Raw genomic sequence first — 26342 nt, forward strand, 5'->3', positions numbered from 1 at the left:
GAGTGCGATCAGAAGGGCGTCCAAGTCTGTCTTCACACACCGACCATGGACGCCCTTCGTCACGCCCGCAGCCGATTACCGAATTTCACATCAGCGATCTAGCCCACGTTTTCCGCCGGTCAAGGTGCTGAGGAACACCTACGTGCGGAAAAGTGGGCTAGCGCTCACATTCCTCATCATGTTTCGATCGACGGCATGAGCAACGACATGCTGTCCTTCTGGAACGGCATGGCCGTCGTTTGGCTGGTCATGACCATCCTTCTCACGCTCGGCATCTGGTGGGGCGTCCCGATCGAATTGTCCGATTACGTCGGGCTCACCATCGGCTGGGGCACGGTGAGCGTCGCCATCTGGCAGGAACTACGCAGGCCCTTGTCGGATCAGGGCCAGGGCGGCCCCTGGCAGCATCCTCGCTCCTCTTGACCGGGGCGGTCGGCCAGGTCAGAGCGCGATGCGATCGGTCCGGGAACCACCGAACCACCTGTTGTCGATGGCGCTGTTAAATCTGCTTACAAGGGCTTTACTCCTGATTGCTACACTTTCGCGATGTTCAGATCACCGGAATTCTGGAGGTCCGCGAAGAGCTGATCGAGGGGGCGTTCCGCTCGCGTGGGCCGAGACGGTGGTCCCGCGTCCGACCGGGGGTTGGGCAGGGGCTTCGCCGGTGGTTCTCCGATGCGACGGCACAGCCGGTGACGCGCGGGTCTCCCGCGAAGCGAGACGGGGGCACATATGACCCAGAGCGGCGCCGCTTGAGGGTTGCCGAGGCCGGGGTCACGACGGTGGCGGCCAAGACTGGTCCGGCGTCCCCGCGCCGACCGGTGGCCAGGGCGTCGGGGCGGTGCGACGCGGCAGGGCCCGGGTGCTGTTCAGGCGTGGGAAACAGGTCATGGACCGGGTGATCCGGTCCGTCCTTTCCGTGTGCGGCCCGGAAATTTCGCGCGCGTCCCCATAACGGCACAGGACCCGATTTTCCCCTCGCGCGCTCTCCTGGACCTCCGTTGTCGCCGCTCAGGAGACCGATGTCTTTTGCCTCACCGATCTTTCTCTGGTTCTTCATGCCGGTCACACTCGTGGCCTACTGGCTGCTCCCCGGCCGGTGGCGCAACGCGTTGGTGGCCGTGGTCAGCCTGGTCTTCTACACCTGGGGCGCGGGCGCCTACACCGGACTCCTGCTGTCAGCCATCGCGGTGAACTACGCCGCCGGTATCGCGATCGACTCCGATCGGCTGCGCGACCGGCCCCGGCCCCGCCTGTGGTTACTGATCGCCACCGTGGTGTGGAATCTGACGATCCTGGCCGTCTGGAAGTACGCCGGATTCGCCACCCAGCAGATCGACGCGCTGTCGAGCGCGCTCGGGCTGGGACACACGCCGATCATCAGTCTCGCGCTGCCGATCGGCATCTCCTTCTTCACCTTCCACCACCTGTCCTACGTGGTGGACGTCTACCGGCGCAGCCGGCCCGCGCAGAAGAGCCCGGTTCAGTTCGTCACCTACATCGCGATGTTCCCGCAGCTCGTGGCCGGACCCATCGTCCGCTACCACGAGATCTCCGAACAGCTCGCCGACACCGATCGCCGGAAACTGGACGACCTGGCCGCGGGCTTCCCCCGTTTCGCCCTCGGGCTGGCCAAGAAGGTGATCGTCGCGGACTCGATCGCGCCGGTCGCGGACGCGGCCTTCGCGCAGGCGGACGGGCAGATGACCACGGCGACGGCGTGGCTCGGGGCGCTCGCCTACGCCATCCAGATCTACTTCGACTTCTCCGGATACTCGGACATGGCCATCGGTCTCGGCCTGATGCTCGGCTTCCGGCTGCCGGACAACTTCGATCGCCCGTACTCGGCGTACTCCATCACCGACTTCTGGCGACGCTGGCACATGTCGTTGTCCCGGTGGTTCCGGGACTACGTGTACATCCCGCTCGGCGGCAACCGTCACGGCCGGTTGGCCACCTACCGCAACCTGTGCGTCATCTTCGTCCTCTGCGGGCTGTGGCACGGCGCCGACTGGACGTTCCTCGCCTGGGGCCTCTACCACGGCATGCTGCTCGTGTTCGAGCGGGCGTGCGGATTCGATCGGCTGCCGGAGAACGTCCTCGTCCTGGTGGCGCGCCGGGCGGTGACCTTCCTCCTGGTGGTGGTCGGCTGGGTGTTCTTCCGCGCGGAGACCATGACCGAGGCCGTGCACATGCTCGGCGCGATGTTCACCTGGCAGCCGGGCGCTCCGGATGAGTTCGTCGTGTTCGCGCTCGATCGTCAGCGCTCTCTCATCCTCGTCCTCGCGCTGGCCGTCGTGTTGTTCCCCGTCACGTTCTCGTTCGGCCGGCTGGTCGAGACGGGCCGGGGACCCGTGGCGACGGCGGCGCGTGCGGTGATGACGTGGGTGGCGGCTCCGTACGCCGGAGTGCTCGTCGCCGCCGGCACGTTCAGCCCGTTCCTCTACTACCAGTTCTGAGGCAGGTCAATGACGTCGTCCAACAGCACGAGACCCGTGGAGAACACCGGCGTCCGCCGGCCGCGCGCCCGGCGCGCGGCGGCCGTTCTCGCCGCGGGACTGCTCTTCTTCGGCCCCGTGGTGGCGTTCGCCACGGGCGAGCGGGCCGTGGAACTGGAGAACCGGAAGCTCCCCGACTTCCCGGACCTCACCGAGGGATGGGCGGTCATCCCCAAGCTCGAATCCTGGGCGAACGCTCATCTGCCGCTGCGGCAGCACGCGGTGAGCGGGAACGCCGCGCTGTCCCACCTGCTCTTCGAGCAGCCTCCGACCTACCACTCCGGCGGGCCGCCCACGTACCCGAGGGTGATCGAGGGCCGCGACGGATGGCTCTACTTCGGAGACGACGTGGCCGAGGGATGCAGGCCGAAGTGGTCGATCGACGAGACGCTGGACCGTGTCCACCGCCTCGCGCGGATCGTCCGGCAGTCCGGCAGGAAATTCGTGTTCACCGTGGCCCCCGACAAGACCACCATCCATCCCGAGCGGCTGCCGGAGCGGTTTCTCGGCAAGGGCTGCATGGAGCGGCGCAAGCGGGAGTTCTGGGCCGCGCTGGAGCGCGCCGATCCGGAGGGGTACGTCGACCTCCGCTCGGCCCTGTTGACAATGCGGAACGAGACGGGCAAGCCGGTCTACTGGCGCACCGACAGCCACTGGAACGACCGCTCCGCCGCGTTGTACGGCACGCTGCTCGCCGAGGCCGTCCAGCCCGGTCTCACCGAAGGCACCACGCTCACCCGGGCCGGCAGCCAGGCCAGGACGGGAGACCTCGGCCCGCTGATGGGCGTCCCCCGGGAGGAGATCATCGAGCTGTGGAGCCTGAAGCGCGACGGCGTTCGCCAGGTGAGCCGGGACGACAGCGGGACGCCCCTGTGGTTCGGGGTGTCCAACACCTCCAGGAAGGCCCCGCTGTTCAAGCCGAAGACCGTCCTGATCGGCGACTCGTTCACCCGGAACTCGGCGCCCTGGGTCACGCCGTACTTCGCCGACCTGACCGTGATGCGCAGCGACGCGCCCGCCAGGGCGGGGACGGGGCAGGTGGCCGAGCGGATCGCGGCGAGCGACGTGGTGATCTTCGAGATGGTGGAACGCTACTTCGTCGGCGGTCACGGCGAGATGCTGGACGACGCCACGCTCCTGGCCGTCGAGCAGGCGCTTCGGGAGGACACGTAGGAGCTTCCCGGCGCCGGGCGCGAGCCGGTGATCCTCGTACAGGTTCGATCCGGGTACGGTCCACGCCACAGTCCCGTTCACCCCAAGGGCGAAAGGCCCCTCGACAGGTAGCCTTTAGCGCAGGAATCCTCCTCGACTTCCCGAAGGGGTCATGCGCCATGTCCACTGGTAAACCCATGCGGCCCTGGGGTTTGGGACGAGCATCGGAAGACCTGCCAGAAGTCTCGCTCCCGTACGCCACGACACGACTCGATCCCTCCACCCAGCTCACCCACTTCTACGACGAGAAGCAGCGGATCGTCGAGATGAACGACCCCAGGGTCTTCGCGGCGCTCACGGTGTCCCAGCCGGGAGGCAGCACGAAGAACGCGGCCAACGCGGAGGATGACTCCAGCAGCGGCCAGCGGTAACGGATGCGGCCCCCGCGCGGCGCCGTCATGGTGATCACGTCCGCGGAGGACATCACCGCCAACCTGGTGATCGAGGCGCTGATCGAGCGCGACGTACGGGTTGCCCGCGTGGATCCCGCCGAGATCGGCGACGCCCTGTCGTTCGGCGCACGTATGGGAGCCGGCCGCGAGAAGTGGGCCGGCCGGCTCCGCACCCCGAGTCGCGACATCGAGCTCGACGACGTCAGGGCTGTGTACTACCGCCGCCCCACCCCTTTCTCCGCCCGATTCGCTCACCTGCCCGTCAGGGAGGCGGAGTTCGCCGCCGTCGAGGCCCGGCACGGACTCGGCGGCCTCCTTGAGGACCTGTACGGCGCCGCGTACGTCAACCATCCCGCGGCGATCAACCGGGCCGACTTCAAGCCCGCCCAGCTGCGGATGGCCGCGCAACTGGGACTGGCCGTCCCGGAGACCCTGATCACCAACGACGTGTCGCAGGCGCGGAAGTTCGCCGCGGAGCACGGCCCGATCGTCTACAAATCGTTTCGGGGCGTCCCCCGCGAGCCAGCTGACCGTGTCGCCGCGATCTGGACACAACGGGTCGCCGAGCACGAGCTCGACGACTCGATTTCGGTGACCGCGCACCTGTTCCAGAAGGAGGTGCGCAAGTCCGCTGACGCCAGGGTGACCGTGATCGGGCGTCAGGTGTTCGCCAGCAGGATCACCGCGCCCGCCGACACGCTCGACTGGCGCGGCGGAGATCCGGACCAGATCGGCTACGACCCGGTCGAGGTGCCCGCGTCGATCGAGCGCGCGCTACGCGCCTACCTCGACCGATTCGGGTTGGTCTTCGGCTGCTTCGACTTCGCGCTCGAAGCCGTCAGCGATCAATGGGTCTTCATCGAGTGCAATCCCAACGGGCAGTGGGCCTGGCTGCCCGACTCCGCCGCGATGGCGCACGCCTTCGCGGACGTACTGATCGGCGGGTGACCGTCAATCCCGGACGATGAGGCCCATGGAGCGGGCCGTCCCCGCGACGATCTTCTCGGCCTGGTCCAGGTCGGCGGTGTTGAGGTCGGGAAGCTTGGCCTGGGCGACCTCGCGGAGCTGGGCACGGGTGATCGAACCACCGCTCTGGTGACCTGGACGCGGGCTGCCACCGTCGAGCCCGGCGACGCTGCGGATCAGCGAGGCCGTGGTCGGCTGCTTGGTGACGACCTCGAACGACCTGTCCTCATAGACCGTGATGACGGCGGGGATCACGAACCCGCGCCGGTCCTGGGTCTGCGCGTTGTACTGCCGGCAGAACTCCATGAGGTTGATGCCGAGCGGCCCGAGGTCCTTGCCGACGTTCGCCGGGCCCGCCTCACCGGCCCGAATGTGCAGGGTGACGACCCTGGCTACCTTGTTCTTCGCCATGCCGGATAAGGTAAAGTCTCCCGTTACTGGAGACTCAACCGCATTATGAGCTACACGATCGGCCGCCTGGCCAAGCTCACCGGCCTGCCGGTGAAGACGATCCGCTTCTACTCCGACGCGGGCGTCCTGCCCGAGCGCGAGCGCACTCCCGCCGGTTACCGCATCTACGGCGACGAGGACCGGGCCCGGCTGGAGCTGATCCGCACGCTCAGAGAGATCGGGGTCGACCTGGCCACGATCCGCTCGCTCGGCGACCGCCGGCTGAGGAACGTGCTCGATCTGCACCTCAAGACGGTCGAGACGCAGCTCAGGTCGCTCCAGCGGACCAGAGCGGTGCTCAGGGCGACGCTCGCCCGCGACGGCGATCCCGCCGAGGAGGATCTGCGCAGGCTCCACGCGCTCGGCCGGGTCGGCGTGGCCGAGATGGAGCTCCTGCTCGACGACTTCGTCGACGAGGTCGGCGGCGGTGTCGAGGCGCTGCACGAGTGGCTGGCCTGCAGGCGTGACGCCCTGCTCCCCGAGCTTCCCGAGGAGCCGACCGTCGAGCAACTCGACGCGTGGCTGGAGCTGGCCGAGTTGCTCGCCGACGCCGACTACCGCGCCCGCCTGCACCGGCAGAGCAGGGAGTTCTGGGAGGAGGGAAGGGAGGTCGCCGCCTGGAACGAGGTCAACGCCCAGGTCACGCGGGAGGCGATGACCGCTTCGCGGGCGGGCGTCGAGCCCGGCTCACCCGAGTCCGAGCCGATTCTGGAGCGGATCCTGGCGCTCATGGGGCTGAGCCGCGAGGAGCTGCTGCGCTCGTTCGACGAGCACGATCCGCGGGCGGCCAGGCAGTGGGAGCTGGTGGCGATCATCCAGGGCACGCCCTGGCCGCCGGAGCCCACGATCGCGTACGACTGGATCGAGGCCACCTTGCGCAACCTGCCGAGCACGTAAGGTCGCCAGGGCGCCGCGGGCGGCCTCTGACCTGGCCGGAATCCGGGACGGAAACCACTTCCCCAAATAAGACAAACAGTGTTAAAGTCCATTTGCGGGCAATTGCGTCCCGTTAGTTATCGAATTGCGGACAACCTTTCGAAACGCCGCCCTAACAGCTGTAACTGGGAAGGTGGCCTCTCCTCCGATTCGCAGGATCAGGTTCACAGACGAGGTAGATCGTGATCAGACCCCTCACGTCGTCCGCGAATCTCGGCGAGAGTGCAACACACGAACGAACGCTCGCAAGGCGAGCTGCCGGAACGCGCGCGCAGCGGGCCCTGCCGTGACGGACAGGAGCGACGCCGTCCCCACGGCCGGAGGCTGGACCGGCGCGGAACGGCGCAGACTGGCCGGCATCGGCGGCGCCATCCTGCTGCTCCATGTGCTGGGCATCACCCTGTATCTCTTCCACTCCGGAGACCCGGCCACGGCCGGCGGGCTCGCGGGCGCCGGCATCCTCGCGTACCTCCTCGGCGTGCGTCACGCGTTCGACGCCGACCACATCGCCGCCATCGACGACACCACCCGCCTCATGCTGTTGCGCGGTCGGCGGCCGTTGGGCGTCGGCTTCTTCTTCGCGATGGGGCACTCCACGGTCGTGTTGCTGCTCTCGGTGGTCGTCGCGCTGGGAGCAGCCGCGTTGCACCAGTCCGACCTCGATGCGGCGCGTACGACGGGCGCCCTGCTGGCGCGACTCGTCGCCCTGACCTTCCTGGTGGTCGTGGCGGTGCTCAACGCGTTCGTCCTGCGTGACCTGCTGTTGCTGCGGCGCGGCGTGCGTCGCGCGGAGGTGACAGGGGAGAACCTGGAGCGGCTGCTCGCCAAGCGTGGAATCGTCCACCGGCTGCTGGGCAGTCGCCTACGCTCACTGATCAAGTCCTCCTGGCACATGTATCCGGTCGGGTTGCTGATGGGGCTGGGCCTGGAAACCGCCTCGGAGGTGGCCTTGCTGGGCCTCGCCGCCTCGGCCACGGCGCAGGGCGGGTTGCCGCTGCTCGGGATGCTGAGCCTCCCCCTTCTGTTCGCCGCGGGGATGAGCACCTTCGACACCGCCGACTCCCTGCTGATGACCAGGGTCTACTCGTGGTCATATCGCGACCCCGCTCGCACGTTGTTCTTCAACACGGCCACCACGGCGATGACCGTGGTGATCGCGGGATTCGTCGCCGCCATCTACTTCGCGGCGTTGCTGACCGAGCATGGCCCGGTGGACTGGCTCGGCCCGCTGGGCGCGCTGGCCGAGCACTTCGAGCTGCTGGGCTACGGCATCGCGGCGATCTTCGTCCTCTGCTGGGGAGGGGCGGCGCTGTGGTGGAGGTTGCGGGGACGCGGCAGCGGAACCGGTCTCACCCCTTCCTGAGAAAGGCTGCAGTCCCCATGAAAGCGATCGTTTGTTCACATGATGGTTCGCCGGTCACACCGGTGCGAGAAAGGGGCCGTGACAGATGAACGGCGCACATGACGTCGGCGGCGTCCTCGGCTTCGGGCCGGTGGTCAGCGAACCCGACGAGCCGGTCTTCAGCGCCGACTGGGAACGCCAGGCCTTCGCGATCGCCATCGCCTCGCTGTGCCAGGGCGTGGCCGCCGCGGACGAGAACCGCAACGCGATCGAGCGCATGGGCAACGTCGCCTACCTCTCGACCAGCTACTACGAGCACTGGCTGGTGGCGATGGAGAAGCTGCTGGTGCAGAAGGGCATCATCGACGAGCAGGAACGCGTGGAGAGGGTGCGGGCCTTCCTGTCCGGGAGGTCTCTGCCGAGTCGTGAGTCCGTGCCGGACGACGGCGAGCTGGCTCGAACGGTGCGCGACGCCATCGCCACCGGTGGCCCATCCGTGAGGGAGACGGGTGCCACGCCGAAGTTCGCGATCGGCGACGAGGTGGTCACCACCCCGTGGATCTCGCGCACCCACACTCGGCTGCCCGGCTACGCCCGCGGTAAGCGCGGCACGATCATCGCCTACCACGGGTCCCACGTACTGCCGGACAGCAGAGCCCACCTTCGGGGTGAGAACCCCGAACCTCTCTACACCGTCCGCTTCGACGCCCATGACCTGTGGGGCGACGAGGCGGAGGCACAGGCGGGGTGCGTGCACCTCGATCTGTGGGAGAGCTATCTGATCGAGCGAACGTCGGACGGCGAGAACATGGAGAACAGCCGGTCATGAGCGGACATCACCCCGAGCAGATGAGCGAGGTCGAGGCGCGAGCCCGAGCTCTGGAGTCGTTGCTGTACGAGAAAGGCATGCTCACCCCCTCGGCCGTGGACGCCATCGTCGACGCCTTCGAGCACGAGATCGGACCGCTCAACGGCGCGAAGGTCGTCGCCCGCGCCTGGGTGGACCCGGAGTACCGTGAGCGGCTGCGCGCCAACGCGACCGCCGCCATCGCCGAGCTGGGCTTCGCCGGCACACAGGGCGAGCACATGGTGGCCGTCGAGAACACACCCGAGGTGCACAACGTCGTGGTCTGCACGCTGTGCTCGTGTTATCCGTGGCCGGTCCTGGGCCTGCCGCCCAAGTGGTACAAGGATCTCGCCTACCGCTCCCGTGTCGTCCTGGAGCCCCGCGCGGTGCTGAAGGAGTTCGGCACCGAGCTCCCCGACGAGGTGGATGTGAGGGTGTGGGACTCCAGCGCCGAGATCCGCTACCTGGTGATTCCCGAGCGTCCGGCCGGCACCGAAGACATGACCGAGGAGCAACTGGCCGGCCTCGTCACGAGAGACTCGATGATCGGCGTCGCCCCGGCACTGGTCCCGGACAGGAGATAGTCATGGAACCGACCGTAGTGATCAACGACATGGCGGAAGCGGCGGACGCACCCCCACGCAGCAATGGCGAACTCGTCTTCGAGGCCCCCTGGCAGGGCCGCGTCTTCGGGATCGCCGTCGCGCTCCAGGAGCGGCAGGCCATCGGGTGGAACGACTTCCGCGACCGGCTGGTGCAGGCCATCACCGAAGGCGAGACCGGAGGCGAGGCGTACTACGAGAGCTGGCTGAAGGCACTCGATTCCATTTTGGTGGATTCGGACCACATCGACGCGGCCGAGCTGGAACAGCGAACTCGCGACTACCTCAACGGTGAGCGCGACGAGATCTTCTGACCACCGACGCGCCCGTTCTCCGAGGTGGGTGATCGTCGACGACGATCACCCACCTCGGAGGAGCCCACGGATCGGCTCAACCGGACGGACCCCGAGAGCGAACGAGAACCGAAGAGTCCCTAGTCATCTTCCGTGAACACCACCTCGCGGCGCCTGCGGATCGCCGGGAGGACGGCGACGACGAGCGCCGCCACGGTCAGGGCCAGGAGCACCGCGGAGATCGGCCGGGTCAGGAAGACCGACGCGTCGCCGCGGGAGATGATGAGCGCCCGCCGCAGGTTCTCCTCAAGCAACGGGCCGAGAACGAAGCCGAGCAGCAGTGGCGCCGGCTCGCAGCCACATTTGATCAGGATGTAGCCCAGGATCCCGAAGAACGCGATCGCGTAGACGTCGAACGCGTTGAACCCCAGCGAGTACGTGCCGATCGCGGCGAACAGGATGATCATCGGGAACAGCACCTGGTACGGGATGCGCAGCATGCGCACCCACAGGCCGATCAGCGGCAGGTTCAGCAGCACGAGCAGCACGTTGCCGATCCACATCGACGCGATCAGGCCCCAGAACAGCGCCGGTTCGTCGGTGATGACGTTCGGGCCGGGGGTGATGCCGTGGACGATGAACGCGCCGACCATCAGCGCCATGACCGGATGGGCGGGCAGCCCCAGGGTGAGCAGCGGGACGAACGACGTCTGCGCGGCGGCGTTGTTCGCCGACTCGGGGCCGGCGACACCCTCGATCGCGCCGTGCCCGAACTCCTGCCGCCGCTTCGAGACCCGCTTCTCGACGGCGTACGAGGTGAACGAGGCCAGCACGTGGCCACCGCCGGGCAGGACGCCGAGCGCGGCGCCGAGACCGGTGCCGCGCAGGATCGGGCCGACCATCCGGCGCCGGTCCTCGCGGGTCGGCCAGAGGTTCTTCACCTTGCCGACGATCGCCGTACGGGTCTGCTCGTTCTCCAGGTTGCGCAGGATCTCGGCCACCCCGAACATGCCGACGGCGACCGACACGAAGTCGATGCCGCCGTACAGCTCGCGCTGGTCGAAGACGAACCGGGGGGTGCCGGTGTAGAGGTCCTGGCCGATCGTGCCGAGCAGGACGCCGAGCGCGATCATCGCCAGTGCCTTGAGCGCGGTGCCGCGCGCCAGCGCGATCGACACGATCAGGCCGAGCAGCACCAGCGAGAAGTATTCGGCCGGGCCGAACTGTAACGCGACGCGGGCCAGCGGCGGGGCCGCGACGGCCAGCGCGACGGTGGCCACCGTACCCGCGATGAAGGAGCCGATCGCGGCGGCCGCCAGAGCCGCGCCGGCCCGGCCCTGCCGGGCCATCTCGTGCCCGTCCAGCGCGGTGACCGCCGCCGACGACTCACCGGGCAGGTTGATCAGGATGGCGGTCGTCGAGCCGCCGTACTGTGCGCCGTAGTAGATGCCGGCCAGCATGATCAGCGCCGTCACCGGCTCGAAGCTGAACGTGATCGGCAGCAACATCGCCACCGTCGCCGTCGGCCCGATGCCGGGCAGCACGCCCACCAGCGTGCCGAGCAGCACTCCCACGAAGCAGTAGAGGACGTTCTGGACCAGCAGGGCCGTGGAGAAGCCGAGCGCGAGGTTGTCGAGAAGTTCCATGCCTCATTCCGGATGTCGCGTCAGAACCCCAGCCACGGACCCCATAGCGGGATCCGCACCTGAAGTCCGACGACGAAGATGAGCGTGGCGGCCGTGGTCAGCCCGGCGGTCACGGCCACGGCCATGACCGGTCGTACGCGCGCACTGGCCAGCGTGGTGAGCAGGGCGGTCACCGCCGACGTCGGCACGAATCCGAGCCCCCGTACGGTGAATCCGAAGAACACCAGCGCGAGCACGATGACGGCGACCGCGCGCCACGGGATCGGCCCGAACGCGACCACCTCGCCGGCGATGAGTCCCTTGACGACGATCGCCAGGCCCAGCGCGGCCACGATCAGGCCGACCAGCAGCGGGAAGGCGCCGGGGCCCATCCGCAGCGGGGTGCCCAGCTGGTAGCCGAGCGACCCCACCACGAACGCGCCACCGATCAGGACGAAGATGCCCCCGGCGAGGACGTCCGGTAAGGACCGGCGGCGCTCCATCTCAGGAGGCCTTGACGCCGGCGTCGGCGATGACCTTCGCCCAGGTGCCGAGTTGCTCTTCGAGCTTGGCCCGGTGCGCCTGCGGGGTCGCGTTCTCGGCCGTGACCGGCGCGGTGCCGAGCTTGGCCATCTGGTCGATGACCTTCTGGTCGGCCAGGGCCGTCTTCAGCGCCTCGGACAGCTTCTGGACGACCTCCTGCGGCGTGCCCTTCGGGACGTAGAGGCCGTGCCACACGCTGACCTGGAGCTGGGGCAGCCCGGCCTCGGCCGTGGTGGGCACGTCGGGCAGGCTCTTCACCCGCTCCGGCGTGGTGACCGCGTACGCCTTCACCTCCCCGGCGGAGATCTGGCCGCTGGTGTTGGTCGTCTGGTCGCACATGAAGTCGACCTGGCCGCCGACGAGGTCGGTCAGCGCGGGGCCGGTGCCCTCGTACGGGACCTCCTGCAGCTTGACACCGGCGGCGCTCTGGAACAGCAGGCCGCACAGGTGGGACGCGGCGCCGATGCCGGCGTTGGCCAGCGTGACCTTGTCGGCGTTCGCCTTCACGTGGGTCACGAGGTCCTTGAGCGTCGCGGGCGCGAAGTCCTTGCGGGCGACGACCGTCATCGGCACTTCGGTGACCAGACCGACCATCTCGAAGTCCTCGAGCGGTTTGTAGCCCAGGTTCTGGTACAGGGCGGGTGCCGTGGACATGCCGATGTGGTGCATGAGCACGGTGTAGCCGTCGGGGTCGGCCCGCGCGACCTCGCCGGCGCCGACCGTGCCGCCGGCGCCCTCGACGTTCTGGACGACGACCTTGCCGCCGAGCTTGGCGGCCATCGGCTCGGCCAGCATGCGGGTGACGGTGTCCGTCGGGCCGCCCGCGCTGAACGGCACGACGAACGTGATGTTCTGGTCCGGATAACCACCGCTGGTGGCACCTCCGCCGGTGGTGCCCCCGTTGCCGGCACAGGCGGCGACTAGCGAAAAGACACCGATCGCGGCGATCATCCGCGCGGCAGCCCGGCACCTGCTGGTCGTTCTCATATCGCGGCCTCCTCGTCAGCGCATTCGCGTTCGTCGGTGAGTGCGCCGCCTCAGTCTGGGCTGGCGGGGACGCGGATAGTGTCAGAGGAATCCCAAGGAATGCGGCAGATGTCAGAGAAATCCCAAGACTGAAGGGCTAACACGCGCGTCGAGCCGGGTCGTACAATCCGGTATGCGGATCACCATCATCGAAGATGACGACCGCGTGGCGCGCGGTCTGGTGACCGTCCTGGCCCAGGCGGGCTTCGAGGTCCACCGCATCGCCACCGCCGCCGAGGCCGTGCGTGCCGCCCCGTCCGATGTGGTCCTCGTCGACCTGGGCCTGCCCGACGGCGACGGACTCGACGTGATCCGCAAGCTGCGCGACCGCCCGGAGACCGCCGTCATCGCCGTGACGGCACGCTCGGAGGAGCATGAGCGGGTCCGTGGCCTGCGCGCCGGCGCCGACGACTACATCGTCAAACCGTTCGGCATCCCCGAGCTGCTCGCCCGGATCGACGCCGTCCTGCGGCGCACCCGCGTGGCCCGCGCCCTGAGCCACCCGGACGAGCCGCTCGTCCTCGGCCCGATGCGGATCGGCATCGGCACCCGCGAGGTCACCGTCGACGGCACGCCCCTGACGCTGACCCGCAAGGAGTTCGAGCTGCTCCTGCTGCTGGCCCGGCGGGCGCCGAACGTGGTCAGCCGCGACGTCATCCTCGACCAGATCTGGGGCGCGACCTGGGAGTCCTCAAGCCGCACCCTGGACACCCACATCGCGGCGTTACGCCACAAACTCGGGCCGGCCGTGCTCATCGGCACGCTCCACGGGGTCGGCTATCGGCTCCTGGCCGACCGGCCGGAGCTCACCGGCTGACCCGCCGTGCACCGTCGCCTGCTGGTCGTCCTGGTCCCCCTCGCGGTGCTGCTCGTCACGGCGCTCGGGGTGCCGCTCGGTGTCACCGTGGCCGAACGGGAGGTGCAGGAGACGTACGTCGACCGGCTCAACGACGTCGGCCGGTTCGCGTCGCTGGCCGAGACCGCGCTGTCCACCGGGCGTACCGAGGCGCTCCAGCAGGAGCTCGCGCGCTACCACGAGCTGTACGGCATCCCGGTCGCGGTGATCGACACGTCGGGCACGGTGCTGCTCGGGCCGGCGGGCGCTTACGAGAAGGCGGCGCGGGCCGAGCCCGCGCTGCCCCGGATCGTCACCGCCGCGCTGGCCGGAGCGAGGCCCGAGCCGTCCGGGAAATGGGCCCCCTGGGACGACTCCGCGCTCGTGGTCGCCGAGCCGGTGGGCCGGGACAGCGAGGTCGTCGGCACCGTCGTGACGATCTCCGACCTGTCGCGCACGCGCCACCGCATCCTCGTGCGATGGGCGCAGCTCGCCGGGCTCGGGCTGCTGCCGTTGATCGCGCTGGTGACCGTCGCCTGGCCGGTGTCGGCGTGGGTGCTGCGGCCGGTGCGGGAGCTGGACGCGGCGAGCTCGCGGATCTCACAGGGCGACCTCACGATCCGCGCGGACGCCGAGGCCGGCCCGGTCGAGCTGCGGCGGCTGGCGGAGTCGTTCAACACCATGATGGACGCGGTCGAGAACGCCGTGCAGCGGCAGCGGGCGTTCGTGTCCGACGCGTCGCACCAGTTGCGCAACCCACTGACCAGCCTCCGGCTCGCCGTGGAGAGTCTGGAACCACATCTGCGCGCGACCGGCGACGGGCGGCAGGTGTACGACGTCGCCGTCGACGAGCTGAAGGCGATGCAGCGGCTGCTGAACTCGCTGCAGGCCAGCGCGCGGATGGAGAGCATCCGGACGGCGTCGCCGGTGGATCTCGACGCGGTGCTGGCGACCCGGGTCGACCGGTGGCGGGCGCTGACCGCGACGGCGGGCCAGACGCTGGCGGTGGACGTGCCGCCGGGACTCCGGTTGCTGGAGCCGTCGGGGGGCCTGGGCAGCATCCTGGACGAGCTGATCAGCAACGCCTTACGGCTGTCGGACGCGCGGGTGGTGGAGGTGACCGCCCAGGTCGTCCCTGGCGGGACGGATGCGGGACACGGCCGCCCTGGCGGAGCGGACACCGGACCCGGCGACGGCGCGGCGCCCGGAGGCGTGGTCACGATCGCCGTCCGTGACGACGGCCAGGGGATCGACGCGTCCGAACGGGCCCAGGCGCTCCAGCGGTTCTGGCGGTCGCCGCGGCACCAGAACGTGGCCGGGACCGGCCTGGGGCTGGCCATCTGCGCCGACCTGGTCGAGGCGGCCGGGGGCGAGCTGCGGCTGGAGGACGGCCTGCCGCGTCCGGACGGGTCCGGGCACGGATTCGCCGCGGTGATCGCGTTGCCGGTCGTGCCGCGCGCTTCGTCATCCGACACCCTGGCTCCATCACCGCTCTGAAGTCCTGCTGGCATAGGAATTGGTTGCTGAGGTCTCCGTCAAACATCAACAGCTTCCGTGTTGATCTCCACACTCACGGTGGGCATATTGTCATGATATGTAACCTAATATCCTATCTAGTAGAAAGAGTTAGCTCTCCCTATCGTGATCCTCTGGCACGGATACTGACTCCGCGACTGAAGTGAGAGCGGTTGCTGAAGGGGCGTAGAAGCGGGAGCTTGACGTACCGCTCGCCCTGCTCAAGGCAGCTTCTTGGGTGCAGCCATCTTCGCCCTGCGACCCGAGAAAGGGTGGGCTCTAGCAGTGGGATACATCATTTTTTGCCGAAAGCGGATCTAAGACCCTATCCTCCTTCAGGTTTTAGAGCCATAATCCTCATAGACTGAGGCGTGGGGTGCGTAGACTCACCCCTGGACTACAGAGCAATCTGCCCGACAGGAGGCCTGATGCTTCTCCGCTTCCGTGTCGCCAACTACGCATCGTTGCGCGATGAGCAGGAGCTCAGCTTGGTTGCTCTGGATGAGCACCGCAACCTCGCGGTACAGACCCCCACACAGGACGATCTGTCCGTGCTGCCGGTTGCGGCAATCTATGGCGGCAACGCCTCAGGCAAGTCGAACCTGTTGCAAGCCCTACGCTTTATGGCAGGCGCCGTCGAAAACTCTCATCAAAGATGGAAGCCTGGTTCCAGCATTCGCCGCAACAGCTTTCGCTTTGATGACGAGAGTCGCGATAAGGAATCAGAGTTCGCTGTCGATATTACGCTTAACGGCGTTCACTACGAATACGGCTTTTCTCTGAACAGCGAGGCCGTGCAGAGCGAGTGGCTATATAGCTTTGCCAGGCAACAGCGAACAGTTCGCCGAACTTTGTTCGAAAGGTCAAGCCCTGACGGTGAATCAATTCGATTCGGCGAGCACCTCAAGGGCAGAAAGAAATCCATACGCGACCTGGTGAGACCAAATAGCCTTTTTCTGTCCGCGGCGGCGGCAAACAATCATCCTCAGCTTACCGAGATATACCACTGGTTCGAAGATCAGATTATCTATATCGACGCAGGAGAGCCTTGGCTCAATCTAACCAAGACCCTGCATGAACTTGAGGCACACGGTCGCGAAAACGTGCTGCGCCTCCTCAATCATGCAGATCTTGGAATCGCCAACGTCAAACAAGAGCCTCGCCAAATAGAAAAGAGGGTGCGTGACGGGTTCGTCGCGCTACTGAGTGCGCTGGATCCGGACCTCACCCTTGACGAGGACATCGATTTCCAACCGCCCCCAAAGGTTGAGTTTGTTCATCAAGTAAGAGGGGGAGAATACGCGCTTCCAATGGAGTACGAGTCCAGCGGGACGCGTGCATGGTTTGCCCTATTGGGGCCCATATTGAATGGACTCTCACGGGGACGCCTGATTGTAGTGGACGAACTAGACGCCTTCCTTCACCCTCTCCTGGTCGGTGAACTTGTTAACCTGTTCCAAAATCCCAACTTCAATAAAAACGGCGCCCAGATAGTCTTCAATACGCATGATGTGACTCTTCTTTCCTCTCTTACCAAGGCGAGACTCAGGCGCGACCAAGTGTGGTTCACGGACCGCACACCGGACGGAGCAACAGAGCTTCACCCGTTGACTCGGTATCGCGTCAGGGATGGCCAAGACAGTGTCTTGCGTGGCTACCTCCTTGGCCGCTACAGAGGGGTGCCGATTTTTGACGATTACTTCCTCGACGTGGCTCTCGGCCGCCAGAATAGTCGGCATGCCGATCCATCGCCGCAGCAAGCCCTTGAAGCGGAAGCAGGAGAACCTGCCGGAGAGGAGCCGCTTCCTCATTTACTGCGAAGGGGAAGTAACTGAGCGTCTCTACTTTGCAGCCCTAAAACGGCAGCTCAGGATACCTGGGGTCCAGCTCGGGTCAGCACACGGCGAGCCGCTGGGATTGGTCCGAGCTGCCATTGACCACCGGGATCGGGCGCCTAAGTCAGCGGCGGACCAGTACGCGCCCTACTCAGAAGTTTGGTGCGTAGTGGATGTCGAAGCCCCAACGCCTCACGGTTCCCTAGAGAAAGCCCTAGACCTGGCGGACCGAAACGGGATAAGTTACGCGGTCTCAAATCCTTGTTTCGAGATTTGGCTCCTCCTTCACGCTAGAGACCAGCGCGGGTATGTTACGACAGATCAGGCTTGCAGCTTGCTGGAAGCACATGGTGGATGTGGATACACGCGGAACGGTAAGAGCTTCGATCCCGTAGCGCTGCTTGGTAGCTATGAAGTCGCGCGGCGGCGTGCCCAGTTGCTCGCGGAGACTCACATAGCAGAAAGCCGATGGGCGAGCCGCAATCCATCCGCCTCCGTATGGAAGCTGGTTGAGAGCCTTTGCAAGCAAGTGGATGGCTCGAACCAAGCTCCAGCGCGGTAGCAACCACAACAGCACGTACCAGATGACGCTCGCTCCCGTCTCAGGCTCTGCCACCGGCCTATCCGCTGTCCCGGGTCAGCGCTTGCGGTCGTGGAACCAGGCGGCCGCGCCGGGGTGGAGCGGCACCGACGCGGTGGAGATCCCGGTACGCACGTTGATCTGCCACGCTTCGGGAACGTCCTCGGCCTCGTCACGGCCGGCGGAGATGATCGCGCGGGTGTGCGTGAAGATCGTGTCGGTGATGGCGTAGACCAGGTCGTCGGGCAGGTCGTTGCGCCCGAGCAGCACGTTCGGCACAGCCACGGTGCGGGTGGCCGGCACGTCGGCGTAGGCGGTCGCGGGGATCATGGCCGGAGCATAGGGGCCCGGGAACGCCGTGAAGAGCGCGTCCGCCTGCGCGTCCAACGGGATCAGCCGGATCGGGTGCCGCTGCGCCAGCTCAGTGATGGCCGGTGTCGGGACGCCGGTCAGGGAGAACATCGCGTCGATCTCGCCGTCGCGCAGCGCCGCCGCCGACTCGGCCTGACTGAGGTACCGGCCGTCGGCCCGCACCATGCCGAGTTCCATGACCCGAAGCGACGTGAACTCCGTACCCGAGTCGCGGGCGCCCAGCGATATTCGCCTGCCCGTGAGGTCCCGGAACTCGTCGATCGCGGAACCCGCCATGACCACCAGATGCAGGTGACTGTCGTAGAGCCGGCATATCGCCGAGAGCCCCTCGGGCGCGCTGCCGTCGCTCGTGATCAGCGCGTCCAGGCTGGTCAGCCCCAGGTGCACCTCGCCGGCCCGCAGCATCCGGATGTTGTCGGTGGACGCCCCGCTCGGCACGGTGATCACCGCGGCGCCCGGCACCTGCTCGGAGATGTGCTGGGCCAGCGCGCCGCCGATGCGCCGGTACACCGCCCCCGCCGGCCCGGTGGCCAGTCGCAGCTGAACCCTGTCGACCTCGGGCTGCTGGGAGCACCCGGCGAGCAGCCCTCCGGCGGCCAGGAGCACCGCTCGCCGGCTGAGCCGTAGCCCCAGGTTCGGCACCATGCCGAGATGATACGTACGGCAGCCCCGGTCTTCTGTTCGGCCGACCGCGCGGGAGGACTTTCGGCTGCTCGGTCGCTGCGGCGATGTCGAGAATCCGTGACCGGCTCCGTCCCCGCGATGAGGCGACCACAATGGGTCGCGCCAGCACCGAGGAGGAACACGATGGCCAAGTATTTGCTGCTCAAGCACTACCGCGGCGCCCCGGCGCCGGTCAACGACGTGCCCATGGACCAGTGGACGCCGGAGGAGATCTCGGCCCATATGCAGTACATGAACGACTTCGCGGCCCGGCTGGAGGAGACCGGCGAGTTCGTCGACAGTCAGGCGCTCGCCCCCGAGGGGATGTTCGTCCGGTACGACGGCGAGGGTCGCCCGCCGGTCACCGACGGCCCATTCGCCGAGACCAAGGACCTCATCGCCGGCTGGATGGTGATCGACGTCGACAGCCACGAGCGTGCCGTCGAGCTGGCCGGGGACCTGTCGGCCGCCCCCGGGGCGGGCGGGAAGCCGATCCACGAGTGGCTCGAGGTGCGCCCGTTCATGGCCGAGCCCCCCACCATCACGGAGTGACCTCCCGGGTGAACGAGATCCTGCTCCGGAGCCTCACGCCGAGCGTGCTCGCGATCCTCGTCCGCCGCGGAGCCGACTTCGCCGCGGCCGAGGACGCCTTGCAGGACGCGCTGGTCGAGGCGATCCGCGTCTGGCCGGCCGACCTGCCGCAGGACCCGAAGGGCTGGCTGGTCACCGTGGCCTGGCGCCGGTTCCTCGACGCGACACGGGCGGACGCCGCGCGCCGCCGGCGTGAGGACCTCGTCGACGAGGAGCCGCCCCCCGGGCCCGCGCCCACGGTGGACGACACGCTCCAGCTCTACTTCCTGTGCGCCCATCCGTCGCTGACGCCGTCGTCTGCGGTCGCGCTCACGCTGCGCGCCGTCGGCGGGCTGACCACCCGCCAGATCGCCCAGGCCTACCTGGTGCCCGAGGCGACCATGGCGCAGCGCATCAGCCGGGCCAAGCGCACCGTCTCCGGCGTGCGGTTCGACCAGCCCGGCGACGTCGCCACCGTGCTGCGCGTCCTCTACCTGGTCTTCAACGAGGGCTACTCCGGCGACGTCGACCTCGCCGCCGAGGCCATCCGGCTCACCCGGCAGCTCGCGGCCGCGATCGACCACCCCGAGGTGGCAGGACTGCTCGCCCTCATGCTGCTCCACCACGCCCGGCGCGCCGCCCGGACCGCCCCCGACGGCAGCCTGGTGCCGCTCGCCGAGCAGGACCGCGGCCGGTGGGACACCGAGTCGATCGCCGAGGGCGTCGACATCCTGCAGGCGGCCCTCGCCCGCGACCGGCTGGGCGAGTTCCAGGCCCAGGCCGCCATCGCGGCACTCCACGCCGACGCGCCCACCGCCGAGGAGACCGACTGGGTGCAGATCGTCGAGTGGTACGACGAGCTCACGCGCCTGACCGACAGCCCGGTCGTCCGGCTCAACCGCGCGGTCGCCGTCGGCGAGGCCGACGGCCCGCGCGCCGGCCTGACGGCGCTCGCGGCGCTGGACACCTCGCTGCCCCGCCACGCGGCGGTGGCGGCCTACCTCCACGAGCGCGACGGCGACCTGGCGACGGCGGCACGGCTGTACGCCGAGGCGGCCCAGAAGGCACCCAACCTCGCCGAGCGCGACCACCTGACGCGCCAGGCCGCCCGGCTCAACACCCGCCGGTCTCGCTGACGGGCCGCGCTCGCGCGACCCGGTGCGGCACGTGAACGGTTGGTACGTTCCACGGCGGATCGCCGGGAACGCTACCTACGGCAGGTGCGGAGCATGTTGAGCAGGGCCACCTTCTCCTTGCGGGTCACGAAGAGCCGGTAGTGGTGTTTCACGCTGATCCATGAGGTCGCGTACTGGCACCAGTGGGCGCGGCGTTGCGGGCGCCAGCTCTGCGGGCCCTGGCCGCCCTTGGCGATGTTGGCGGAGTGGCTGACGGTGAGGAGTTCGGGGCGGGTCAGGTCGTTGGCGAAGGCGCGCCGCTTGGCCTGGCTCCATCGCTTGGCCCCCGAGCGCCAGGCGTAGGCGAGCGGCACCACGTGGTCGACGTCCACGTGCTTCTCGCTTCTCAGCCACTTGCCGTCGTACGGGCTGTACCAGAGGCCCTTGACCGGGTGGCAGGCGGCGTTGCGGCGTACCCGCCGCCCGTCGCGGACCAGGACCGCTTCGCGGACGTCGCACGCGCCCTTGTACTGCGCCCATCGAGGCTGGAACCGCTTGCGGCTGTAGCCGCGGATCGATAAGGGCCTGGCAACGTTGAGCTGGGCCAGCCTGAGCCGGGCGAGGGCTGCGGCCTGGGCCTGTGATCGCTTGCGCGGTTCGGCCGCCGCCTGCGAGGTGGTGAGGACGGCGGTGATCGGGAGGGCCACGAGAGTGAGTACGGCGACGTGAGCTGCCCGCCTCAGGTAGATCATGACTGCGCCTATACCCAGCGACATCCCCGTTCACGACGGCGGCCTCCAGGGATTACGGGCTGTGGCTGGCTCCCGCCGTCTTCGGCCAAGTCGTCGGGACGTTCGAGGGGTTTCCCGTTGGTGAAGACCGCTCCGACGCGAACGAGGGCGACCAGGTGGGGTGCGTTGACCGCGCGCCAGCGGGCTTGGGCGGATGCGTGTCGACAGACGCGTGCGACTCCCCCTCAAACCGCAGGATTTCTCGGCGTCTCGCCCACATCTCAGGCAATGGCTGCGATGTCCCCATCGTCGAAGTAGATCGACTGATGGAGCTGACCGCCGAGAGCAGTGGCGTACCGGGCGAGAACGTCCTGTCCGGAGATCTTGCCCTGCTCGATCTGCGAAACGCGGCCCTTGGTGACCCCCATGCGCTGTGCGATGTCCTGCTGGGTCATCCCCGACTACGGCGGATCTCGGCAAGCCGGTGTCCTTGCACCTTGGCGAGGAGTTCCCGCTTGCCCACCTCCACGGCTTCCTCGCCGCCGGCACGTTCGACGTGCTCAGTACGGATGTCCTTCCAGCGCGCATATCTCGTCACGATCCGCCCTCCTCCGCCTGCCGTTCCTTCATGTACACCTCGTAGCGCTGCTCGGCGATCGGGATGGCCTGCCTGTACCAGGTGTTCCACCGCCCGGCCTTATCACCCGCGACCAGCAGGATGCTGGATCGCCATGGATCGAAGGCAAACAAGATCCGCACTGTCCCCGGCCGTAGCTCCTTCAAGTTCTGCAGGCGTGAAGCGGTGATGGTATCGACCAGCGGCCGCCCCAGACCTGGCCCTCCTTCAGCAAGCAGATCAATCGCTTGCACGACACGCTTATGCGTCGCGTCGTCGAGTTGCTCGATCCATTCGGCGCACCTCGTCGACGAGGTAGACGTCCCATTCGTCGGCCACCTACCGCAGTATTTCGACCGAGTTCACGGCATAAGAAACCCCGCCTCCGGCGACCGGCAGGCGGGGTTTTCGCTGGTCAACGCCTACTTGAGCAACTGCCGAGCCATCACCATGCGCTGGATCTGGTTGGTGCCCTCGTAGATCTGGGTGATCTTGGCGTCGCGCATCATCCGTTCGACCGGGAAGTCCTGGGTGTAGCCGTAGCCGCCGAGCAACTGGACGGCGTCGGTGGTGATGTCCATGGCGGCGTCGGAGGCGGCGCACTTGGCCGCGCTGGACAGGAACGTCAGGTCCTTCTGCGGCTTGCCGTGCATGGCCAGCTCGGACTTGGCCGCGGCGTGGTAGGTCAGCTGACGGGCCGCCTCCAGCTTCATCGCCATGTCGGCCAGCATGAACTGCACGCCCTGGAAGTCGGCGACCGGCTTGCCGAACTGGCGGCGCTCCTTGACGTAGCCGATCGCGTAGTCGAGCGCGCCCTGTGCGATGCCCAGCGCCTGGGCGGCAATCGTGATGCGGGTGTGGTCGAGGGTGGCCAGCGCGGTCTTGAACCCCGTGCCCGGCTCGCCGATCATCCGCCAGGCCGGGATCCGCACGTCCTCCAGGATCACCTGGCGGGTCGGCGAGCCCTTGATGCCCAGCTTGCGCTCCTTGGGCCCGAACGACACCCCGGTGTCGGCCTTCTCCACCACGAACGCGGAGATGCCCCGCGCCCCGGCGGCCGGGTCGGTGACCGCCATCACCGTGTAGTAGTCCGACACCCCGGCGTTGGTGATCCACATCTTGACGCCGTTGAGCACGTAGTCATCGCCGTCGCGCACCGCGCGGGTCTTCATCGCCGCCGCGTCCGAACCGGCCTCCGGCTCCGACAGCGCGTACGAGAACATCGCCTCACCGCGCGCCACCGGCTCCAGGTAGCGCCGCTTGACCTCCTCGGAGGCCGACAGCAGCAGCGGCACGGTGCCCAGCTTGTTGACCGCCGGGATCAGCGACGAGGACGCGCACGCGCGCGCCACCTCCTCGATCACGATCACCGCTGCCAGCGCGTCCGCACCCGCACCGCCGTACACCTCCGGCACGTGCACCGCGTGCAGGTCGGAGGCCACCAGGGCCTTGTAGACCTCCCAGGGAAACTCCCCGGTCTCGTCCGCCTCCGCCGCATGCGGGGCGATCTTCTCGTCGGCCAGCGCCCTGACCGTCTCACGGAGCAGATCATGCTCCTCAGCAGGTGCGTACAGAGGAAAGTCCATACCCCAGATACTAGGACGTCCGAGCATCTTGCTACCACTGGGTACGGTTTGCCCAAAACGCCAGGTGGCACAGAACGGTGTAGCGGGGGCCCGGTAGCATGCCCTGGCGATCGAAAGGAGCTCACTCGTGCCATATCGCCTCACGGTGATCGGGACCGGTTATCTGGGCATCACACACGCGGCGTGCATGGCGGATCTCGGCTTCGACGTCCTGGGCCTCGACATCGACGCCGACAAGATCCGCCGTCTCAACAACGGTGAGCTGCCGATCCACGAGCCCGGCCTGGAAGCCGTGCTGCGTCGCGGCCTCGAGTCCGGCCGCCTCCGCTTCACCACCTCCTACGAGGAAGTGGGCGCGTTCGGCGACGTGCACTTCGTCTGCGTCGGCACCCCGCAGAAGCAGGGCGAGTACGCCGCCGACGTCTCGTACATGGACGCCGCGATCGAGTCGCTGGCCCCGTACCTCGGCCGCGAATGCCTGGTGGTCGGCAAGTCGACCGTGCCCGTCGGCACCGCGGGCCGCCTGGCCGACAAGCTCGCCCGGCTCGCTCCTGACGGCGTCCAGCCCGAGCTGGCCTGGAACCCCGAGTTTCTCCGCGAGGGCTTCGCCGTGAAGGACACCCTCAACCCCGACCGCATCGTGATCGGCGTCCGGTCGGAGCGGGCGGAGAAGGTGCTGCGGGAGGTGTACCAGCCGCTGGGCGAGGTGCCGATCGTGGTCACCGACTTCGCGACCGCCGAGCTGGTCAAGACCGCGGCCAACGCCTTCCTGGCCACCAAGATCTCCTTCATCAACGCCATGGCCGAGGTCTGCGAGGCCGCGCACGCCGACGTCAAGCAGCTGTCGGAGGCCCTGTCCTACGACGACCGCATCGGCGGCCGGTTTCTCAACGCCGGGCTCGGGTTCGGCGGCGGCTGCCTGCCCAAGGACATCAGGGCGTTCATGGCGCGCGCGGGCGAGTTGGGCGCCGACCAGGCGCTGACGTTCCTGCGCGAGGTGGACGCGATCAACATGCGCCGCCGTGCCCGCATGGTCGACCTGGCGCGCGAGCTGGCGGGCGGCTCCTTCCAGGGCTGTACGGTGGGCGTCCTCGGAGCGGCGTTCAAGCCCAACTCCGACGACATCCGCGACTCGCCCGCGCTCGACGTGGCGGTCACCATAGGGCATCAGGGCGGGCAGGTCACTGTCTACGACCCGATCGCGCTCGACAACGCCCGCAAGGCGCACCCCGAGCTCCGCTACGGCGCCTCGGCGCTGGAGGCGGTCCGCGGCGCGAACGTCGTGCTGCTGCTCACGGAGTGGCCCGAGTTCGTCGAGCTCGACCCCGAGGTGCTGGGGCAGGCCGTCGCCACCCGCAAGATCGTCGACGGCCGCAACGCGCTCAACGCCGAGACCTGGCGATCCGCCGGCTGGCACTACCGCGCCCTCGGCCGCCCGTAATCAGCCCGCGTAACCCCTGCCCCAACGCGGTCCCGCGCGCAGGGTGTCAGTCCAGGCTCGCCGCCTCCGCGCGGAGCCGCTCGCCCTTGGCGTGGGCCTGGGCCTTCAGGTCCTCCTGGAAGCCCGCCATGCGCTCACGCAGCCCCTCGTCGGACACCCCCAGGATCCGTACGGCCAGCAGCCCCGCGTTGCGAGCCCCGCCCACGGCCACGGTCGCCACCGGCACCCCGGCCGGCATCTGCACGATCGACAGCAGGGAGTCCATCCCGTCGAGGTACTTGAGCGGCACCGGCACCCCGATGACGGGCAGCGGGGTCACCGAGGCCAGCATCCCGGGCAGGTGCGCCGCGCCCCCGGCCCCGGCGATGATCACCTTGATGCCCCGGGACGCGGCCTGCCGGCCGTACTCGATCATTTCGAGCGGCATCCGGTGCGCCGAGACCACGTCGGCCTCGAACGGCACGCCGAACTCGGCGACAGCCTCGGCCGCCGCCTTCATCACGGGCCAGTCGGAGTCGCTGCCCATCACGATGCCGATGGTCACGCCGCCTCCTTCGCCGCCGGAGCGGGGGTGGGGATCGTCACGAGTATTCTCCGGTGGTCAGGTAGACGGCGGCGTGCCGGGCGCGGGCGCGTACGGTCTCGAGGTCGTCGCCGAGGGCGGTCACGTGGCCGATCTTGCGGCCCGGCCGCACCTCCTTGCCGTAGAAGTGCAGCTTGACGCCCGGGTCGTGGGCCATCACGTGTTCGTAGCGCTTGAACAGGTCGGGATCGTCACCGCCGAGCAGGTTGGCCATCACGACGACGGGCGCGGTCATCGCCGGCGAGCCGAGCGGCAGGTCGAGCACCGCCCGCAGATGCTGCTCGAACTGCGAGGTGTTGGCGCCCTCGATCGTCCAGTGGCCGCTGTTGTGGGGCCGCATCGCCAGCTCGTTGACCACCATCCCGCCGGCCGTCTGGAACATCTCCACCGCCAGCAGCCCCGTCACGCCGAGCTTCTGGGCGATCTCCAGCGCGATGCGCTGGGCCTGCGCGGCGTCCTCCGGGTCGAGACCGGGGGCGGGCGCGAGCACCTCGACGCAGATGCCGTCACGCTGCACGGTCTCCACGACCGGGTAGCTGACGCCCTGCCCGTGGGGTGAGCGCGTTACCAGCACGGCCAGCTCCCGCTCGAACGGCACGAAAGCCTCGGCCAGCAGCGGCACCCCCGACTCGAAGGCGACCTCGGCGTCGGCGGCCGAGTGGCAGACCCATACGCCGCGCCCGTCGTAGCCGCCCCGGATCGCCTTCAGCACCACCGGCCAGCCGTGTTCGGCGGCGAAACGGGTGACGTCCTCGACGCCGGACACTCGGGCCCAGGCGGGACAGGGGGCGCCGAAGGAGGTCAGCCGCTCGCGCATGACCGCCTTGTCCTGGGCGTGCACCAGCGCGTCGGCGCCGGGACGCACCGCGACGCCGTCGGCGGCTAGCGCCCGGATGTGCTCGGTCGGCACGTGTTCGTGGTCGAACGTGATCGCGTCGCAGCCCTGGGCGAACGCGCGCAGGTCGGCCAGGTCGCGGTAGTCGCCGATCCGGGTGTCGACGATCACCCGGGCGGCGCTCTCGTCCGGAGCGGCGGCGAGCACCCGCAGCTCGACGCCGAGCGCGATGGCGGGCTGCTGCGTCATCCTGGCCAGTTGGCCGGCGCCGACCACGCCGACGACCGGCCCGATGGGACTGTATGAACTCACGGCTCGTGAGCTTACCGGGGC

29 protein-coding genes and 1 pseudogene are annotated in these 26342 nt (G+C 68.2%); 17 read left to right on the forward strand and 13 right to left on the reverse strand.

Features of this window, described 5'->3' with window-relative positions:
• Positions 1–195: 195 nt before the first annotated feature.
• The 5 genes from IEY82_RS34260 to tgmB all read left to right on the forward strand — a co-directional run bounded on the left by IEY82_RS34260 (position 196) and on the right by tgmB (position 5050).
• Positions 196–423, forward strand: a complete 228-nt coding sequence (locus IEY82_RS34260) for a hypothetical protein (protein WP_189128433.1) — start codon at positions 196–198, stop codon at positions 421–423.
• Positions 424–1022: 599 nt separating this feature from the next.
• Entirely contained in the window at positions 1023–2459 is a 1437-nt protein-coding gene (locus tag IEY82_RS34265; RefSeq protein WP_189128434.1) for an MBOAT family O-acyltransferase, read from the forward strand.
• Positions 2460–2495: 36 nt separating this feature from the next.
• Positions 2496–3671 (forward strand): alginate O-acetyltransferase AlgX-related protein, encoded by a 1176-nt coding sequence (locus tag IEY82_RS34270; RefSeq protein WP_189128435.1) that lies wholly within the window; start codon positions 2496–2498, stop codon positions 3669–3671.
• A 158-nt stretch (positions 3672–3829) separates the two neighbouring features.
• The gene (gene tgmA, locus IEY82_RS34275) at positions 3830–4081 is read left to right on the forward strand and encodes a putative ATP-grasp-modified RiPP (RefSeq protein WP_189128436.1); all 252 of its coding nucleotides are present in this window, start codon (positions 3830–3832) and stop codon (positions 4079–4081) included.
• 27 nt (positions 4082–4108) lie between these two features.
• Positions 4109–5050 carry an ATP-grasp ribosomal peptide maturase gene (gene tgmB / locus IEY82_RS34280; protein WP_229697770.1) on the forward strand — a complete coding sequence of 314 codons (942 nt, stop codon included), beginning with the start codon at positions 4109–4111 and terminating at the stop codon, positions 5048–5050.
• 3 nt (positions 5051–5053) lie between these two features.
• Here tgmB and rplK read toward each other — a convergent pair whose 3' ends face one another.
• Complete coding sequence (gene rplK / locus IEY82_RS34285) at positions 5054–5479, reverse strand: 50S ribosomal protein L11 (RefSeq protein ID WP_189128438.1); 426 nt, start codon at positions 5477–5479, stop codon at positions 5054–5056.
• 45 nt (positions 5480–5524) lie between these two features.
• On the opposite strand from rplK, the gene IEY82_RS34290 reads away from it, so the two are divergent.
• From IEY82_RS34290 to IEY82_RS34310, 5 genes are all read left to right on the forward strand, one after another.
• Positions 5525–6415, forward strand: coding sequence for a MerR family transcriptional regulator (locus IEY82_RS34290; RefSeq protein ID WP_189128439.1), 891 nt, complete (start codon positions 5525–5527; stop codon positions 6413–6415).
• A gap of 325 nt (positions 6416–6740) precedes the next feature.
• Positions 6741–7817: a HoxN/HupN/NixA family nickel/cobalt transporter gene (locus IEY82_RS34295; RefSeq protein ID WP_189128440.1), complete on the forward strand. Its 1077-nt coding sequence runs from the start codon at positions 6741–6743 to the stop codon at positions 7815–7817.
• Between the two features lie 85 nt (positions 7818–7902).
• The gene (gene nthB / locus IEY82_RS34300) at positions 7903–8625 is read left to right on the forward strand and encodes a nitrile hydratase subunit beta (RefSeq protein ID WP_189128441.1); all 723 of its coding nucleotides are present in this window, start codon (positions 7903–7905) and stop codon (positions 8623–8625) included.
• Positions 8622–9227, forward strand: a complete 606-nt coding sequence (gene nthA / locus IEY82_RS34305; RefSeq protein WP_189128442.1) for a nitrile hydratase subunit alpha — start codon at positions 8622–8624, stop codon at positions 9225–9227. The genes nthB and nthA overlap by 4 nt, the downstream gene beginning before the upstream one ends.
• Positions 9228–9229: 2 nt before the next feature.
• Entirely contained in the window at positions 9230–9559 is a 330-nt protein-coding gene (locus IEY82_RS34310; RefSeq protein WP_189128443.1) for a nitrile hydratase accessory protein, read from the forward strand.
• A gap of 119 nt (positions 9560–9678) precedes the next feature.
• Here IEY82_RS34310 and IEY82_RS34315 read toward each other — a convergent pair whose 3' ends face one another.
• The 3 genes from IEY82_RS34315 to IEY82_RS34325 are packed head-to-tail and all read right to left on the reverse strand — an operon-like array spanning position 9679 to position 12693.
• Entirely contained in the window at positions 9679–11184 is a 1506-nt protein-coding gene (locus IEY82_RS34315; RefSeq protein WP_189128444.1) for a tripartite tricarboxylate transporter permease, read from the reverse strand.
• 20 nt (positions 11185–11204) lie between these two features.
• Positions 11205–11666 (reverse strand): tripartite tricarboxylate transporter TctB family protein, encoded by a 462-nt coding sequence (locus IEY82_RS34320; protein ID WP_189128445.1) that lies wholly within the window; start codon positions 11664–11666, stop codon positions 11205–11207.
• A 1-nt stretch (position 11667) separates the two neighbouring features.
• Positions 11668–12693: a tripartite tricarboxylate transporter substrate binding protein BugD gene (locus IEY82_RS34325; protein ID WP_189128446.1), complete on the reverse strand. Its 1026-nt coding sequence runs from the start codon at positions 12691–12693 to the stop codon at positions 11668–11670.
• A gap of 172 nt (positions 12694–12865) precedes the next feature.
• Here IEY82_RS34325 and IEY82_RS34330 point away from each other — a divergent pair, with 172 nt between their 5' ends.
• From IEY82_RS34330 to IEY82_RS40460, 4 genes are all read left to right on the forward strand, one after another.
• Positions 12866–13549, forward strand: coding sequence for a response regulator transcription factor (locus IEY82_RS34330; protein ID WP_189128447.1), 684 nt, complete (start codon positions 12866–12868; stop codon positions 13547–13549).
• Positions 13550–13555: 6 nt separating this feature from the next.
• Positions 13556–15064, forward strand: a complete 1509-nt coding sequence (locus IEY82_RS34335; RefSeq protein ID WP_189128448.1) for a HAMP domain-containing sensor histidine kinase — start codon at positions 13556–13558, stop codon at positions 15062–15064.
• 446 nt (positions 15065–15510) lie between these two features.
• A complete protein-coding gene (locus IEY82_RS34340) occupies positions 15511–16917 on the forward strand; it encodes an AAA family ATPase (RefSeq protein ID WP_189128449.1) in 1407 nt (468 codons plus the stop codon).
• Positions 16820–17479, forward strand: coding sequence for an RloB family protein (locus tag IEY82_RS40460; RefSeq protein ID WP_189128450.1), 660 nt, complete (start codon positions 16820–16822; stop codon positions 17477–17479). Before IEY82_RS34340 ends, IEY82_RS40460 begins: the two co-directional genes overlap by 98 nt.
• 75 nt (positions 17480–17554) lie before the next feature.
• On the opposite strand, the gene IEY82_RS34350 is transcribed toward IEY82_RS40460, so the two are convergent.
• Positions 17555–18514, reverse strand: coding sequence for a TAXI family TRAP transporter solute-binding subunit (locus IEY82_RS34350; protein WP_189128451.1), 960 nt, complete (start codon positions 18512–18514; stop codon positions 17555–17557).
• Between the two features lie 162 nt (positions 18515–18676).
• Between IEY82_RS34350 and IEY82_RS34355 the strand changes: the two genes are divergently transcribed.
• Positions 18677–19084 carry a YciI family protein gene (locus tag IEY82_RS34355; protein WP_189128452.1) on the forward strand — a complete coding sequence of 136 codons (408 nt, stop codon included), beginning with the start codon at positions 18677–18679 and terminating at the stop codon, positions 19082–19084.
• A gap of 8 nt (positions 19085–19092) precedes the next feature.
• Positions 19093–20238: an RNA polymerase sigma factor gene (locus IEY82_RS34360; RefSeq protein WP_189128488.1), complete on the forward strand. Its 1146-nt coding sequence runs from the start codon at positions 19093–19095 to the stop codon at positions 20236–20238.
• A 71-nt stretch (positions 20239–20309) separates the two neighbouring features.
• Here the strand turns inward: IEY82_RS34360 and IEY82_RS34365 are convergent, their stop codons facing one another.
• From IEY82_RS34365 to IEY82_RS34385, 6 genes and pseudogenes are all read right to left on the reverse strand, one after another.
• Positions 20310–20969, reverse strand: coding sequence for an HNH endonuclease family protein (locus IEY82_RS34365; RefSeq protein WP_189128453.1), 660 nt, complete (start codon positions 20967–20969; stop codon positions 20310–20312).
• Positions 20970–20977: 8 nt separating this feature from the next.
• Positions 20978–21163 (reverse strand): annotated as a pseudogene (locus tag IEY82_RS34370) (hypothetical protein); the annotation flags it as partial.
• A gap of 66 nt (positions 21164–21229) precedes the next feature.
• A complete protein-coding gene (locus IEY82_RS39615) occupies positions 21230–21403 on the reverse strand; it encodes a helix-turn-helix domain-containing protein (RefSeq protein ID WP_225264118.1) in 174 nt (57 codons plus the stop codon).
• Positions 21400–21546, reverse strand: a complete 147-nt coding sequence (locus tag IEY82_RS39620) for a hypothetical protein (protein ID WP_225264116.1) — start codon at positions 21544–21546, stop codon at positions 21400–21402. The genes IEY82_RS39615 and IEY82_RS39620 overlap by 4 nt, the downstream gene beginning before the upstream one ends.
• On the reverse strand, positions 21543–21818 hold the full coding sequence (locus IEY82_RS34380; protein ID WP_308016012.1) for a type II toxin-antitoxin system RelE/ParE family toxin: 276 nt from the start codon (positions 21816–21818) through the stop codon (positions 21543–21545). The genes IEY82_RS39620 and IEY82_RS34380 overlap by 4 nt, the downstream gene beginning before the upstream one ends.
• A 168-nt stretch (positions 21819–21986) precedes the next feature.
• Positions 21987–23150, reverse strand: coding sequence for an acyl-CoA dehydrogenase family protein (locus IEY82_RS34385; RefSeq protein WP_189128454.1), 1164 nt, complete (start codon positions 23148–23150; stop codon positions 21987–21989).
• Between the two features lie 127 nt (positions 23151–23277).
• On the opposite strand from IEY82_RS34385, the gene IEY82_RS34390 reads away from it, so the two are divergent.
• Positions 23278–24591 (forward strand): UDP-glucose dehydrogenase family protein, encoded by a 1314-nt coding sequence (locus IEY82_RS34390; protein WP_189128455.1) that lies wholly within the window; start codon positions 23278–23280, stop codon positions 24589–24591.
• Positions 24592–24637: 46 nt separating this feature from the next.
• On the opposite strand, the gene purE is transcribed toward IEY82_RS34390, so the two are convergent.
• Both purE and IEY82_RS34400 read right to left on the reverse strand, forming a co-directional pair.
• Entirely contained in the window at positions 24638–25117 is a 480-nt protein-coding gene (gene purE / locus IEY82_RS34395) for a 5-(carboxyamino)imidazole ribonucleotide mutase (RefSeq protein WP_189128489.1), read from the reverse strand.
• 55 nt (positions 25118–25172) lie between these two features.
• Positions 25173–26321, reverse strand: coding sequence for a 5-(carboxyamino)imidazole ribonucleotide synthase (locus IEY82_RS34400; protein WP_372459756.1), 1149 nt, complete (start codon positions 26319–26321; stop codon positions 25173–25175).
• Between the last annotated feature and the right edge of the window lie 21 nt (positions 26322–26342).

This window comes from Nonomuraea cavernae, assembly GCF_014646355.1.
Classification (GTDB): Bacteria; Actinomycetota; Actinomycetes; order Streptosporangiales; family Streptosporangiaceae; genus Nonomuraea; species Nonomuraea cavernae.

Coding starts and splice junctions, on each gene's coding strand:
- IEY82_RS39615 (WP_225264118.1), bottom strand. CDS start 21,403: ATGACCCAGCAGGACATCGCACAGCGCATGGGGGTCACCAAGGGCCGC.
- IEY82_RS34330 (WP_189128447.1), top strand. CDS start 12,866: ATGCGGATCACCATCATCGAAGATGACGACCGCGTGGCGCGCGGTCTG.
- IEY82_RS34320 (WP_189128445.1), bottom strand. CDS start 11,666: ATGGAGCGCCGCCGGTCCTTACCGGACGTCCTCGCCGGGGGCATCTTC.
- IEY82_RS34385 (WP_189128454.1), bottom strand. CDS start 23,150: ATGGACTTTCCTCTGTACGCACCTGCTGAGGAGCATGATCTGCTCCGT.
- purE (WP_189128489.1), bottom strand. CDS start 25,117: ATGGGCAGCGACTCCGACTGGCCCGTGATGAAGGCGGCGGCCGAGGCT.
- IEY82_RS34265 (WP_189128434.1), top strand. CDS start 1,023: ATGTCTTTTGCCTCACCGATCTTTCTCTGGTTCTTCATGCCGGTCACA.
- IEY82_RS34315 (WP_189128444.1), bottom strand. CDS start 11,184: ATGGAACTTCTCGACAACCTCGCGCTCGGCTTCTCCACGGCCCTGCTG.
- IEY82_RS34260 (WP_189128433.1), top strand. CDS start 196: ATGAGCAACGACATGCTGTCCTTCTGGAACGGCATGGCCGTCGTTTGG.
- IEY82_RS34325 (WP_189128446.1), bottom strand. CDS start 12,693: ATGAGAACGACCAGCAGGTGCCGGGCTGCCGCGCGGATGATCGCCGCG.
- tgmB (WP_229697770.1), top strand. CDS start 4,109: ATGGTGATCACGTCCGCGGAGGACATCACCGCCAACCTGGTGATCGAG.
- nthB (WP_189128441.1), top strand. CDS start 7,903: ATGAACGGCGCACATGACGTCGGCGGCGTCCTCGGCTTCGGGCCGGTG.
- IEY82_RS34365 (WP_189128453.1), bottom strand. CDS start 20,969: ATGATCTACCTGAGGCGGGCAGCTCACGTCGCCGTACTCACTCTCGTG.
- tgmA (WP_189128436.1), top strand. CDS start 3,830: ATGTCCACTGGTAAACCCATGCGGCCCTGGGGTTTGGGACGAGCATCG.
- IEY82_RS34290 (WP_189128439.1), top strand. CDS start 5,525: ATGAGCTACACGATCGGCCGCCTGGCCAAGCTCACCGGCCTGCCGGTG.
- IEY82_RS34350 (WP_189128451.1), bottom strand. CDS start 18,514: ATGGTGCCGAACCTGGGGCTACGGCTCAGCCGGCGAGCGGTGCTCCTG.
- IEY82_RS34355 (WP_189128452.1), top strand. CDS start 18,677: ATGGCCAAGTATTTGCTGCTCAAGCACTACCGCGGCGCCCCGGCGCCG.
- IEY82_RS40460 (WP_189128450.1), top strand. CDS start 16,820: ATGCCGATCCATCGCCGCAGCAAGCCCTTGAAGCGGAAGCAGGAGAAC.
- IEY82_RS34340 (WP_189128449.1), top strand. CDS start 15,511: ATGCTTCTCCGCTTCCGTGTCGCCAACTACGCATCGTTGCGCGATGAG.
- nthA (WP_189128442.1), top strand. CDS start 8,622: ATGAGCGGACATCACCCCGAGCAGATGAGCGAGGTCGAGGCGCGAGCC.
- IEY82_RS34310 (WP_189128443.1), top strand. CDS start 9,230: ATGGAACCGACCGTAGTGATCAACGACATGGCGGAAGCGGCGGACGCA.
- rplK (WP_189128438.1), bottom strand. CDS start 5,479: ATGGCGAAGAACAAGGTAGCCAGGGTCGTCACCCTGCACATTCGGGCC.